Genomic DNA, 13,091 nt, shown 5'->3' on the forward strand with positions numbered 1-13,091 from the left:
GAGTTCGTGTTACCCGGCCACCCTTCAATGAAGATCTCAAGAAAAGGCCCCACGTAATGCAAAACGCACAAAAGCCCTCAGGAATGCCCGCCCATCGCTACACGCCGTTCCAGGACCAGATCAAGGTGGAACTGCCAGACCGCACCTGGCCGGACAAAATTATCGCGAAGGCGCCCCGATGGTGCGCGGTGGACCTGCGCGACGGCAACCAGTCTCTGATCGATCCCATGAGCCCGGCGCGCAAGATGAAGATGTTCGACCTGCTGGTCCGCATGGGCTACAAGGAGATCGAGCTCGGGTTCCCGTCCGCCTCCCAGACCGATTTCGATTTCGTCCGGCAGCTTATCGAGGGCAACCATATCCCGGACGATGTGACCATCCAGGTCCTGACTCAGGCCCGCGAACACCTGATTGAGCGGACCTACGAATCCTTGGTGGGCGCCAAGCAGGCGATCGTCCATCTTTACAACGCCACCTCGGTATTGCAGCGCCGCGTGGTGTTTAACCAAGACGAGGACGGAATTTTGGATATCGCCCTCCAAGGCGCCCGGCTCTGCAAAAAGTACGAAGAAACGCTCGTTGACACGCATATCATCTATGAGTACTCCCCGGAATCCTTCACGGGCACGGAACTGGAGTATGCAGTGCGGGTGTGCAATGCCGTGGCCGATGTTTTTGAAGCTTCCGCTGATCGGCAGGTCATCATTAACCTGCCCGCAACCGTGGAAATGGCTACTCCCAACGTTTACGCCGATTCGATCGAGTGGATGAGCCGTCATCTGCACCCCCGGGAGGGCATCATCCTGTCCATGCACCCACACAACGACCGCGGAACGGGCGTCGCTGCCGCGGAACTGGGGTACATGGCTGGCGCAGAGCGGATCGAAGGCTGTCTCTTCGGCAACGGCGAGCGGACCGGAAACGTGGACCTTGTCACCCTGGGCCTGAACCTTTTCGTCCAGGGCATCGATCCCATGATTGACTTCTCCAATATCGACGAGGTCCGCCGCACGGTGGAGTACTGCAACCAGCTGCCCGTCCCGGAGCGTTCGCCCTACGGTGGCGATCTCGTCTTCACAGCGTTCTCCGGATCACACCAAGACGCCATCAAGAAGGGCTTCGAAGCACTCGAACGGGACGCGGCCGCTGCCGGTAAACACGTTTCCGACTTCACTTGGCAGGTGCCGTATCTGCCCATCGACCCCAAGGACCTGGGCCGCACCTATGAAGCAGTCATCAGGGTCAATTCCCAGTCCGGCAAGGGCGGAGTGGCCTACCTGCTTAAGACCGAACACAGCCTGGATCTGCCGCGACGTGCCCAGATCGAGTTCTCGGGCGTCATCCAGCGACGCACTGACACGGTGGGCGGGGAAGTCAGCGGCGCTCAGCTTTGGCAGATCTTCCAGGACGAATATCTGCCCTCCCGCGAGGCTGACGGGCAGTGGGGCCGCTACTCCTTGGGCGGGGTCAAGACAGAAACAGATGCCGACGGCGGCATGACGCTTCACGCCTCACTCACCGTGGACGGCGTGCAGGTTCAGCGCACCGGCACCGGCAACGGCCCAATCGCTGCCCTGCTGAGCATCCTCCAGCAGGATGGTGTGGACCTCAGGGTGCTGGACTACAGCGAGCACGCCCTCTCAGAGGGCGGTAGCGCGATGGCTTCAGCCTACGTCGAGTGTGCAGTGGGGGAGCGCGTGCTGTGGGGCGTCGGCATCGACGCCAACACAAGCACGGCGGCTCTCAAGGCTGTCATTTCCGCCGTGAATCGAGCCATCCGCGACGCTCAGGCCTGATCACGGCAGTCGCTTGACCGCCTCGCGGGATTCTGGACACGGCTGGACGCCCGACCAGTCGTGTCCGGAATCCTCAAGCTCGGTTGCCGCACGAGGACAGCGTTGCGATCGCTTTCTTTCTGGGCGAGAAGTCGATACGCGCCCTGCCAGAGAGGCTCTTTTGGTATCTTCGCATGAAAGAGCAAGCAGGTTGATCAAGTCGGTTGTATATCGCGGGAATTGGAACGGCTGCAGCTTGTGACGCGCGTACCCGATGACGTGGACCGTCGCCGGGTCTGGATCGAACTTACGCGGGAGGGTGGCGAAAAACTTTCTCAGGAGGTGTTTGTTGGGTACGGCTGGCTGGATCGGACAGTCAGCGAGCGCTTGACGCCGGAAGACCGCAGGGTGCTCGAGGCAGTCATTCCCGTTCTCAGAAAGCTGGCGTCCGAGGCGAGCCGCGACTGAATCCTGGTACCCGATGCTCAGCTGAGAGAGGTCCGCCTCGGGCCTTGGGCATGCGCGGGTCCAAATCTCGTGCAACAAACTGCACTAATATCATAGTTGCCTGGCAAGTATTATATGCCCACGGTGGCGAGAGGGTAACGCAAGGTAGGCGGTCGTCCTCCCGGGCACGCCCCGCCGCACAAGTCGCCCACCAGGTATCCCCGTGACCTCGCGATGCCCTTCTGTAGAGCCGATCTGACGCCGTCGGACCGCCACTACTGACTCCCTCGACTAAGGAATGACATATGACAAACCCGACTCGCACGGAAGCTCAATCCGGAGATCCGGATGCCAAGCCCCTCGGCGGGCTCTCGCACTATGTGCAATTGACAGAAGTCCGACTGCCTGGAGCGGGCAACTTCGCACTGATCACTGTGACCGGTGGTGACGGTAAGCCCGCCACCTTTAGCCCTGAATCGCTGCAGGCGCTCCACGAGATGCTTGCGGAAGTCGCGAAGCGAGTCGACTCAGGACGTGTGGCTGGCGTTGGTATCACCGGCCAGAATCGCTTTTTTGTGGCCGGCGCAGACCTAAAGTCTCTGAAATGCGTGGAGGACCTGGAGTCGGCCCGAGCTGCTGCACGTCAAGGACATCAGGTGTTTGGCGCACTCGCGGCAATAACAGTTCCAACTTTCGCCTTCATCAATGGCGCGGCCATAGGCGGCGGGCTGGAAGTCGCGTTGGCAGCGCGCTACCGTACAATTTCATCGGACGCGAAGGGGATCTCCCTGCCTGAGGCCTACCTCGGCCTGGTGCCCGGCTGGGGCGGAGTGTACCGACTTCCGCGCCTCATCGGGCCCGCCAATGCCGTGAAGGTGATGATCGAGAACCCGCTGGCTAACAACAAGGTTCTTGACGGCAAGTCAGCGCACGAGCTTGGTATTGCAGACGCTATATTCGACAGTCCCGATTTCCTGAGCCGGTCCCTGGCCTGGGCGGACCGGATTATGACCGATGCTGCACACCGGGAAGAACTTGACCAGCGGCGGGCTTCGATTGCCGGCTCTTCCAAGGAAGAGTGGGAGGCGGCCGTGGCTGCTGGTCGGGCCATCGTTGAGTCCAAGACCTCCAATGCCGCACCTGCCCCTGCTCGTCTGCTGGATCTGCTCGAACTGGGCAGGAGCCTCGACCAAGCACAATCTGCGGATTTGGAAGTCAACGCACTCGGCGAACTGATCCTGACACCGCAGTTCAAGGATTCCGTGTACGCCTTTCTTGAACTTCTACAGCGGAGAGCCAAGAATCCGTCGGGCGCGCCTGATCCGGCGCTGGCCCGCCCGATCAACAAGGTCGGAGTTGTCGGCGCGGGCCTGATGGCCGGGCAGTTGGCCCTGCTGTTTGCCCGGCAGCTGCAGGTGCCCGTTGTTATGACGGACATCGACCAAGGCCGCGTGGATCAGGGTGTTAGTCACGTCCACGCACAGGTGGACAAACTGTACACCCGGAAACGCATCTCCCTGGATGACGCCGATCGCCTTAAGGCCCTTATTAGCGGCTCGGTGTCCACGGCCGCCTTTACCGACGCTGACTTCGTTATCGAGGCGGTCTTCGAAGAACTCTCCGTCAAGAAGCAGGTCCTCTCAGAAGTTGAGTCCGTTGTTACCGAAAATTGCATTCTAGCCACCAACACCTCCTCGCTGCTGGTGACGGAGATGGCGGCAGACCTCCTGCACCCGGAACGGGTCATCGGATTTCACTTTTTCAATCCGGTGGCCGCTATGCCGTTGCTGGAGATCGTGCGGACCTCCAAGACCAGCGACGAAGTTCTGGCCACAGCGTTTGTCCTCGGCAGGGCGCTGAAGAAGACTGCGGTACTCGTCCTTGATGCGCCGGCCTTCGTTGTCAACCGCGTGCTGCTGCGTTCGGTGGCGGAGGTTCTGAAGGCCTTTGACGAGGGGACCCCTGCCGAGATCGCAGACGAAGCACTCAAGCCCATGGGCCTGCCAATGACCCCGTTCAGGCTGTTGGCCATGATCGGTCTTCCAGTCGCACAGCATGTCGTCGAATCTCTCCATAACGCCTTCGGCGACCGGTTCCCCGTATCTACCAATCTTCAAAGACTCATCGACCACGGCATCACCACGCTCTGGACCGCTGAACACGATGGCAGCCGGTATATCCCGCAGTCCACCATTGGCCTCCTGGAATTCGCTCACTGCCCGGCCGCCTCGGAACAATTGCTCGAACGAGTTCAGGACGCCTTGGCAGAAGAAATCGGGCTTTTGCTTGAAGAGGGAGTGGTCGCTTCCGCGGAGGACGTGGACCTGTGCATGATGGCCGGTGCCGGCTGGCCGCTGCACCTGGGCGGCATTACCCCTTACCTGGACCGAACAGGCGCCTCCGAGAGAGTCAACGACAAGCCCTTTCACTTGAATAAAACGGTAGGCCCTAACGCAGAGCCAATCTAGCCGTTGGGCTGAGGCGCCTAGATACTGCCGCTGAGGTGCTAAATTTACGTTTAATTGATAACCGACAAACAAGTTCTTGATTGCTGACCAGTAAGTTGTTAGGCTACAAGGGCGTTCAGAGGAGTTAGACGTGGATAAAGGGCAAGTAGTCGAAGAAGCGACCGGATGGCTCTCACACAATGGGGCCGTCCCTAACAAGACCGAGCTGCAGCGACCAGCAGCCGCCCGGGGGAGTAACCGCCCAGCAGGCAGGGAAGAGCAGGCGTCGGCGCCGAGGCGTCGCACGCAGCAAGAGCGGCGGGAGGAAGCCGAGACCCGGCTTCTTGCCGCCGCGCGCACCCTACTTTCGCGCAAAGGCTGGGTGGGAATGACCCTGGCAGAAGTCGGCCAGACGGCGGGTTACAGCCGGGGACAGGCCGCTCACCACTTCGGCAGCAAGGGCGCACTGTTACGGGCCCTGACCCTGCACATCAATCGGTCTTTCGCCCAGGAGATGCAGTCTGCGCCCACGCCGCCCGCTGGTTTGCAAGCGGTACTCGGCTATGTCCGCGTCTACCTGGGCCGAAGCGATCCTAAGTGGACGAACACCCGCACGCTCCTGCTGCTGCTGGCGGAGTCCCTGCTTGAGAACTCGGAGACGGCCGAAGTTGTAGCCGTATACAACCGTGAGATGTTTGCGTGGCTGGAGGACAACCTGCGCATAGGAATTGCCCAGGGTGAGGTGCGTGGAGATATCGATCCAGCAATCGGGGCGGAGTTCGTGGTGGGCGCTCTTCGTGGCCTTGCATCCCAGCGTCTCATACAAGGATCTGCAGCAGACATACGTGGAATCAGGGATCAGGTAGTGCAATTGGTCGAACACACGTTCGCGGCACCCAGCGATCGAGAAAAGAAGGAAGGAGCAAACGATGGATGATGAAACTCGAGAGATGCTCCATGAAACGGCGACGAGCATTTTCGCTGAGGGGCCCCCTGACCTTTGGGAGGTTTTGCAAAGCGTAGGAATTGATAAGGCCTTGGTGCCTGAGAGTAAGGGCGGTGTCGGCGTAAGCTGGGCAATTGCCTGCGAGCTTTTGGGGATCGCTGGAAAGCATGCCGCTCCCGTGCCGATGGCCGAGGCCATGATTGGGCATTGGCTCCTGGACATTGCAGGCGTTGAAGGCGCAAAGCTGCCGACAATCGCCTTTTCTCCGCCTTTGGAACCGGTTCGGCTCAGCCGCTCTGGCAATGAGTGGCACGTCGACGGCGCTCTCGTGCGCGTGCCTTGGGGCAGCTCCTGCACGCACGTCGCCTTCATGAGTGAGGGCCCGGCTGCCCAGCTGATCGTAGTTGCCCGCGATTCATCCGGCGTCTCGATTAAAGCCGGGCAGAACTTGGCAGGGGAGCCTCGGGATGACATGACGCTCGAAAGCGTCGCCCCGCTTGCCGTGGTGCCTGTGCCGTTTGAGTCCAATTCGCTGCTGGCAATCTCTGCAGTCATGCGTAGTGCACTGATGGCGGGTGCCATCGAACGCGCCTTGGAGCTAACCGTGGATTACGCGAATATGCGGGTCCAATTCGGCCGGCCGATTGGCAAGTTTCAGGCGGTTCAGCAGAACATTGCCGTACTCGCCACGCAGGCAGCAGCCGCGCGCGCAGCGACCGAAGCCGGCAGCGAGGCGATTGATGACTGGATCCTTGGGGTGGAGGAGTCACTCATGCGCAGCGTTGCAGTGGCCAGTGCGAAGATCCGTACGGGGGAAGCCGCCGGCGAAGCCGCTGCCATCTCACACCAGGTCTTCGGCGCGATCGGCTTCACTGAGGAGCATGAACTGCACCGCTTCACGAAACGGCTCTGGTCCTGGCGCGACGAATACGGCAGCGAAGCGGTCTGGGCTGACGTACTTGGGGAAAGCATTCTGTGCAATGAATCGGAGAAGACCCTCTGGCGCACCCTTGCGCCGACGAGGAGCAGCCTCGACATAGGAGCGACGCGATGAGCAACCTGTCCTTTCCGCGACCGCGGCAGTCGGAGGTCGGCGAGCGTCTGCGAGCGGAAGTACGCGAGTTCCTCGACGATTTTGATTGGCGGGGAGACCCACAGGCAGCCAGCGTTTTTGGTGGCTACGATCCTGAATTCAGTGAAGCGCTTGGAGCGCGCGGATGGATCGGGATGGGCTTTCCCCAGCGCTATGGCGGTGGCGGCTACGGCCTCGTGGAACGCTATGTGGTTATGGAGGAACTGCTCGCCGCCCGGGCTCCGATCACAGCACACTCTGTAGCCGACCGGCAGAGCGGCCAACTGCTGCTCCGGTTCGGCAGTGAAAGCCAGCGCGAAGAAATCCTGCCACACATCGCCGCCGGCAAGTCCTACTTCTGTATCGGAATGAGCGAGCCGGACTCCGGGTCGGATTTGGCTTCTGTACGCACCCGCGCCACGAAGGTGGACGGAGGCTGGCTCGTAAACGGGGCGAAGATCTGGACCACGAATGCTCACCGCAGCCACTATATGATCCTGCTTTGCCGCACCTCGCCGGCAAGCCAGGAGCGCCACGCGGGCCTGAGCCAATTCCTGGTCGACATGAAGACTCCCGGAATCGTGTGCAGGCAGATCGAAAACATCGCTGGAGGGCAGGAGTTCAATGAAGTGCACCTGCAGGATGCGTTTCTCCCCGACGAGGCGCTCATCGGCGTCGAAGGTGATGGATGGAAACAGGTGACGAGTGAGTTGGCGTTTGAACGCAGCGGGCCGGAGCGTTTCCTGTCGCATCTCAGTGTCTTGGAAGAATTCGTTCGTGTATTGAAGAGTCAACCGTCGGCTGTGGGAGCTAGAGCCCTCGGGCGCTTGGTGGCCCACCTCACCACGCTGCGGCGGATGTCGCGCAGTGTGGCTACTATGATCGCCGATGGTCAGGATGCCGCACTGCACGCCGCGCTGGTAAAAGACCTGGGCACCTGCTTCGAGCAGGAGATTCCCGAAATCTTGCGGCTCGCGTTGCAAGCCGAGCCCGATCCCAACGCCTCCGACGCGTATCGGGCTGCCCTGGCTCATGTGGTCTTGAATGCGCCTTCCTCCACGATCCGCGGCGGAACCAAAGAGGTGCTGCGTGGCATCGTCGCGAAGGGGTTGGGACTGCGGTGAGAGGTGGCCTTGCGACGGGGCCGGGCCTATTCAGCCGCCGCGCTTCTTTCGCTGTCCCATGCGAAGTAGGTTCCGCCGTCAACCCACTCGATGTCAGATAGACAACAGCTACGCATGACGGCGTCAATGGAATGCCGGGGCACATTCATCGTAGTTAGATTAGAAGGGCAAAACGAATGTCAATAGAGCTGTCAACGGAGACGGACGAACTTCAACTGCAGCAGAGCGGGCACGTTCTGTGGCTCACCCTTAACCGGCCGCAGGCATTGAATGCGCTCACCGCGTCCCTGGTGGATGATCTGACCCGGATCATAGTGGACGCCGAGGAAGATCCAGAGGTGCGGGCCATTGTCCTCACTGGTACGGGTAGGGCTTTCTGTGCGGGCGCGGATCTGAAGGACAGTGCAAAGCGCAGTCCCGAAAGTGGTGCCCGATTTGTAAAGAAAATAGGTGAACTCACAAATTTGATCGAGGCGTGCACGAAACCTGTGATCGCGGCGATTAACGGTATTGCTATCGCTGGTGGTTTGGAATTGGTGTTGGCCTGCGATGTTGTTATCGCGGCGGAGTCGGCGGTCCTCGGGGACGCTCATTCGAATTACGCGATGTTCCCAGGGGCGGGCGCAACAGTGCGTTTGCCCCGGAAGATCGGTCTTAACAATGCCAAGTACTTGATGTTCACGGGCGATATGCCCGCGGCCCGCGAGTGGCTGGCGATGGGCCTGGTGAGCCAAGTGGTCCCGGACGACGGCCTCAACGACGCGGTGTCGGCTCTGGCCAGCAAGCTCGCCGCTAAGAGCCCCGTGGGGTTGGCAAAAATGAAGCAGGCCCTGAATGACTCATTGGATCAGCCCGCACACATCGGACTGCGTTACGAACGTGCGTTGGTAAACCTATATAGCCACTCTGCCGACCGTGTCGAGGGGCTGGCTGCCTTCCGGGAAAAACGCCCACCGCGCTTCCAGGGCAAATAGTCGGTGATACGTCCCGGGCCGTGCCCCATCACATGCGTAATGATGATTTGAGGAATTAGATCTATGGAAAAAATCGACAAAGGACCATTGTCAGGCATACGAGTAATTGATGTGGGCACCATGGTCGCCGGGCCGGTCGCTGCAACCCTGATGGCCGATTTCGGCGCTGAGGTGATCAAGGTCGAGCAACCGGGCAAGGGCGACACTTTGCGTCATATCGGCCCTACCTTGGGCGAGGGTGAGAGCTTGTGGTGGAACGTCGAAGGGCGCAACAAGAAATCGATCACACTCGATTTACGTCAGCCTGAGGGGCAAAGGATCCTGAAGGAGTTAGTGAAGAGCGCCGATGTCTTGGTGGAGAATTTTCGTCCCGGAACTTTGGAACGCTGGAACCTTGCCTGGAAGGATTTAGAGCAGGTGAACCCTGGGCTGGTGATGCTCAGCGTCTCCGGGTATGGACAAACCGGCCCCTACGCGCCCCGAGCAGGTTATGACCGGATGGGCCTGGCGCTGGGCGGGGTGTTGAACGCCACGGGATACCCTGACCGGGCTCCGGTGAAGGTCGGCGTTGCCATTGCTGACTATCAGACGGCGGTCCTTGCAGCCTTCGGGACCATGGTGGCTCTCTACAACAGGGACGTCAGTGGCGGCAAGGGTCAGCAGATCGACCTTTCGCTGTATGAAACGGTCTTCCGATTTACTGATGTCATGGTGACCGCGTACGAGAAGTTCGGCCAGACACGGGAGCGCACGGGGAACCTGCATTTCGCGGCAGCGCCGGGGGACCACTTCGAAACGATCGATGGGCGCCATATTGTCCTGACGGTATCCTCGGACCGTATGTTCCGCCGCCTGTGCGAAGCAATACCGGAACTGGTCGGTGATGAGCGATTCGCCACGCATGCGGATCGCATCGCCAATATCGAGGAGATAAATCGACTCGTTGGTGTGTGGATCAAGTCTTTGCCGGTTCCGGAACTGTGCCGAATCCTCGATGATAAGGGCCTAGCCTACTCCCTCATTTACTCTATCGAGGATATCGTTGCCGACCCCCAGTACCTGGCGAGGGGCACTATTGCCACTGTGGAGAATCCAAGGGTCGGTCCGCTGAAAATGCCGGCACCGCAGCCCAGGTTCAGTGGGACCCCGGCGCCTATGATGCGGCCAGCACCTGGGCTGGGCTTCGACACGGACGAGGTTTTGGGCGAATTGGGACTCTCTGCCGACCAGATCGCGGGACTGCGAAAAGCAGGCACCGTCTAAGCTCCGCAAACCCCCGATATGACGAATATTGGAAAAAGACTACAACTGAAGTGGCAGACGGGCCGGTTTCGGAGAGGTGCCGGCCAGTTTCTCCAGCTTCACCTGAACGCCGATAAAGGCGATCAGGATGAGTTACTGAAAATCTATACGGTGCTAGGAGAATTGCGTTGATATCATCACGCGTCACGGCCGAAGTGCGGGACCCAGCCAGTGTTGAAGCCGCCATCGAGAGCCGCTTTTCGTGCCGGGCATTCCTTCCGGACAAGGCCGTTGCCCGAAGCGACATCCAGGAAATACTCCGCGTCGCCAGTCAAGCCGCATCCGGCACGAATACGCAACCTTGGAAGGTGTACGTGCTGCAGGGCCATGCACGGGACAACCTCGTGAACCAGGTATGCGCGGTGGACGACGCCGTCTACTCTGATCCAGGACTGGCGGAAAAGCACCGCGAGAAGGTCGACTACTACCCGGCGGAATGGGTCTCACCGTATATCGACCGGCGGCGTCAGAACGGCTGGAGTTTGTATGGCCTTCTCGGCATCGGCAGGGGAGAGAAGGACAAGATGCACGCACAGCTCCAGCGTAACTACCGCTTCTTCGACGCCCCGGTGGGGTTGATCTTTACGGTCGATAGGGTCATGGGGCGAGGATCACTCATCGATTACGGGATGTTCTTGCAGAACATCATGCTCATGGCCAGAGCGCGGGGACTGCATACTTGCCCTCAAGCGGCATGGAATTACTATGCGAAGACAATTATGCCGATCATCGGCGCTGGCGCCGACGAAACGCTGGTTTGCGGGATGTCCCTTGGCTACGCCGACGAGTCAGCGCCGGTGAACACCCTTGTTACCCCGCGGGAAACAGTGGACAGTTTCACGCAGTGGGTCTGAACTCCGCATCTTGACCCCTGACCTCTCTTGGGAGAGGGGCCTTCCCTCGTGACAAGGTGCCCCTCACGTTTGCCTTCATAGTCACACCAGCATTTATCTAAAGAGCAACGGAGAACAAAATCGTGGAGAGAATCATCGTCCTGGACGGTGCGCGCACCCCCACCGGCAGTTTCGGCGGCATTTTCAAGGATGTCCCTGGCCACGTGCTGGGGGCGACGGCCAGCAAAGCAGCCTTGGAGCGGTCCGGTGTCACCGGTGACGACATCGCCGAAGTCGTCATGGGTTGCATCGGTCAAGTGGGGGCCGATGCGTACAATGCCCGGCGGGTCGCCGTGACGGCAGGATTGCCGACACGGGTTCCGGCCTTCAACGTCAACCGGCTCTGTGGCTCGGGCCTGCAGGCCATCTGGTCGGCAGCCATGGAAATGCAGTGGAACCAGCTTGACTTCAGCTTGGCTGGCGGCAACGAATCCATGACGCGGATGCCGTACTACGACTTTGGCGCGCGCCAGGGCTACCGTCTTGGCGACCGATCGCTTAGCGACGGTACTCTCATGATGCTCACCGACCCCCTGCACGGCATCCACATGGGTGTTACCGCCGAGAATGTAGCCAGAAAATACAATGTTTCGCGCATGGAACAGGATGAGTTCGCTGTCGAATCTCAACGCCGCGCCGCTGCGCCCGAAGCCCAGGAGGCGTTCGCTGAGGAAATTACGCCAGTCAATGTCGCAGGTCGCAAGCCTTTCACAGCTGAGAAGGATGAGCACCCCAAGCCTGAGACAAGCATGGAGACCTTGGCGCGACTGCGTCCGGCCTTTGCCACTGGGGGGACCGTCACGGCCGGCAATGCATCGGGCATAAACGACGGCGCCGCCGCTGTCGTCCTGGCTCGCGAGTCTGCGGCCGCGGAGCGTGGCCTGAAGGGCTTGGTCAGTCTTGAGGCCGTTGCCACGGCTGCCATGGAACCCGAACTCATGGGCTACGCACCTACGCTGGCGCTGAGGTCCTTGTTCAATAAGACCGGCACCACCCCTAAGGATATCGGTTCGATTGAACTGAACGAGGCCTTCGCCTCACAGGCCGTCGCTGTCATCCGGGATGCCGACCTCGACCCGGCCCAGGTCAATCCCTACGGCGGAGCTATTGCCCTAGGCCATCCAGTCGGTGCCACCGGGGCGATCCTGACGCTACGTCTTGCCAAGGACATGGCACGCCGGGACCTGGAACTGGGAATCGTCACCATGTGCATCGGCGGCGGACAGGCACTAGCAGCACTCTTCCGGAGGATCTGATGCCGAAGCCAGTAACTTTAACTATTGCCGGCGGCATCGGGCACCTGCAGCTCAACCGCCCTGAGGCAGCCAACACGATAAATATGCCGTTGGCCGTGGCCCTCGAAGAGGCGGTCAGCCGCGTGGCGGAGGACGACGCGGTCAAGGCGGTCCTGCTGACCGGAAACGGCAAGCGGTTCTGTGCTGGTGGAGACATTTCCGCGTTCGCGGAGTCCTTAGACAAAGGTCCATTCCTGACTGAGCTGGCAACCACAATTGATGGGGCTGTGCAGGCTCTGGAATCACTGCAGAAGCCTGTGGTGGCGGCCGTGCACGGGGCCGTTGCCGGTGGTGGGCTTGGCATCATGCTGGCCGCCGACGTCATCATCGCAGCGGACGGTACGAGCTTTGTTTTTGCCTACCCCGCCATTGGCCTGACTCCCGACTGTGGCACCTCTGCCAGCTTGCCCCGGGCCATGGGGCTACACCGCGCACTGGCCTTTGCCCTGTCCGGACGGCCATTGAACACCAGTCAAGCGCTAGATCAGGGACTTGTTACAGAAGTCGCCGTCGACCCAATGGCCCGCGCTCAGGAGGTGGCCGCAGCTTGGGTGGCGGGTGCGCCCGGTGCGCTCGGCGATGTCCGAAGGCTCCTGCGCCAGGGCCCCGGTCTTTCGCGCGAGGAGGCAGGCACACGCGAGGCTGCGACCATCGGTGGGCGCATGGCCACCGACGAGGCTCAACTCCTCATTCCGGCATTCCTTAGTCGTTGACCCGTGGGCACTGCCGTGCTTTCTGAACGGGCAAAAGATCGCTCTTTCGGCCAGCCGTACGTTTAGTCGAGGGGCGACAACAAAATAGTTGTCGAGCAACTAG

At 60.5% G+C, this 13,091-nt stretch carries 11 protein-coding genes; all 11 read left to right on the forward strand.

Annotated elements, in window-relative coordinates; translation table 11 throughout:
• The first annotated feature begins 56 nt into the window (after positions 1-56).
• Positions 57-1,796 (forward strand): 2-isopropylmalate synthase, encoded by a 1,740-nt coding sequence (leuA, locus tag BMX78_RS19225; RefSeq protein ID WP_091423013.1) that lies wholly within the window; start codon positions 57-59, stop codon positions 1,794-1,796.
• A 219-nt stretch (positions 1,797-2,015) separates the two neighbouring features.
• On the forward strand, positions 2,016-2,243 hold the full coding sequence (locus BMX78_RS19230) for a winged helix DNA-binding protein (RefSeq protein ID WP_139205039.1): 228 nt from the start codon (positions 2,016-2,018) through the stop codon (positions 2,241-2,243).
• 284 nt (positions 2,244-2,527) lie between these two features.
• Positions 2,528-4,690 (forward strand): 3-hydroxyacyl-CoA dehydrogenase NAD-binding domain-containing protein, encoded by a 2,163-nt coding sequence (locus tag BMX78_RS19235; RefSeq protein WP_091423017.1) that lies wholly within the window; start codon positions 2,528-2,530, stop codon positions 4,688-4,690.
• 130 nt (positions 4,691-4,820) lie between these two features.
• Positions 4,821-5,606: a TetR/AcrR family transcriptional regulator gene (locus BMX78_RS19240; RefSeq protein WP_211482597.1), complete on the forward strand. Its 786-nt coding sequence runs from the start codon at positions 4,821-4,823 to the stop codon at positions 5,604-5,606.
• Positions 5,599-6,669: an acyl-CoA dehydrogenase family protein gene (locus BMX78_RS19245; RefSeq protein WP_091423019.1), complete on the forward strand. Its 1,071-nt coding sequence runs from the start codon at positions 5,599-5,601 to the stop codon at positions 6,667-6,669. The genes BMX78_RS19240 and BMX78_RS19245 overlap by 8 nt, the downstream gene beginning before the upstream one ends.
• Positions 6,666-7,811 carry an acyl-CoA dehydrogenase family protein gene (locus BMX78_RS19250; protein ID WP_091423021.1) on the forward strand — a complete coding sequence of 382 codons (1,146 nt, stop codon included), beginning with the start codon at positions 6,666-6,668 and terminating at the stop codon, positions 7,809-7,811. The genes BMX78_RS19245 and BMX78_RS19250 overlap by 4 nt, the downstream gene beginning before the upstream one ends.
• 176 nt (positions 7,812-7,987) lie before the next feature.
• The gene (locus tag BMX78_RS19255) at positions 7,988-8,785 is read left to right on the forward strand and encodes an enoyl-CoA hydratase/isomerase family protein (protein ID WP_091423022.1); all 798 of its coding nucleotides are present in this window, start codon (positions 7,988-7,990) and stop codon (positions 8,783-8,785) included.
• 63 nt (positions 8,786-8,848) lie between these two features.
• The gene (locus BMX78_RS19260; RefSeq protein ID WP_091423025.1) at positions 8,849-10,048 is read left to right on the forward strand and encodes a CaiB/BaiF CoA transferase family protein; all 1,200 of its coding nucleotides are present in this window, start codon (positions 8,849-8,851) and stop codon (positions 10,046-10,048) included.
• Positions 10,049-10,215: 167 nt separating this feature from the next.
• Positions 10,216-10,941: a nitroreductase gene (locus BMX78_RS19265; RefSeq protein WP_211482598.1), complete on the forward strand. Its 726-nt coding sequence runs from the start codon at positions 10,216-10,218 to the stop codon at positions 10,939-10,941.
• Positions 10,942-11,060: 119 nt separating this feature from the next.
• Positions 11,061-12,236 (forward strand): thiolase family protein, encoded by a 1,176-nt coding sequence (locus tag BMX78_RS19270; RefSeq protein WP_091423031.1) that lies wholly within the window; start codon positions 11,061-11,063, stop codon positions 12,234-12,236.
• Positions 12,236-12,988 (forward strand): enoyl-CoA hydratase/isomerase family protein, encoded by a 753-nt coding sequence (locus tag BMX78_RS19275; protein WP_091423034.1) that lies wholly within the window; start codon positions 12,236-12,238, stop codon positions 12,986-12,988. The genes BMX78_RS19270 and BMX78_RS19275 overlap by 1 nt, the downstream gene beginning before the upstream one ends.
• Positions 12,989-13,091 lie beyond the last annotated feature (103 nt).

This window comes from Arthrobacter sp. OV608, from assembly GCA_900110595.1.
GTDB lineage: Bacteria > Actinomycetota > Actinomycetes > Actinomycetales > Micrococcaceae > Arthrobacter.

Coding starts and splice junctions, on each gene's coding strand:
- BMX78_RS19275 (WP_091423034.1), top strand. CDS start 12,236: ATGCCGAAGCCAGTAACTTTAACTATTGCCGGCGGCATCGGGCACCTG.
- BMX78_RS19245 (WP_091423019.1), top strand. CDS start 5,599: ATGGATGATGAAACTCGAGAGATGCTCCATGAAACGGCGACGAGCATT.
- leuA (WP_091423013.1), top strand. CDS start 57: ATGCAAAACGCACAAAAGCCCTCAGGAATGCCCGCCCATCGCTACACG.
- BMX78_RS19235 (WP_091423017.1), top strand. CDS start 2,528: ATGACAAACCCGACTCGCACGGAAGCTCAATCCGGAGATCCGGATGCC.
- BMX78_RS19250 (WP_091423021.1), top strand. CDS start 6,666: ATGAGCAACCTGTCCTTTCCGCGACCGCGGCAGTCGGAGGTCGGCGAG.
- BMX78_RS19255 (WP_091423022.1), top strand. CDS start 7,988: ATGTCAATAGAGCTGTCAACGGAGACGGACGAACTTCAACTGCAGCAG.
- BMX78_RS19260 (WP_091423025.1), top strand. CDS start 8,849: ATGGAAAAAATCGACAAAGGACCATTGTCAGGCATACGAGTAATTGAT.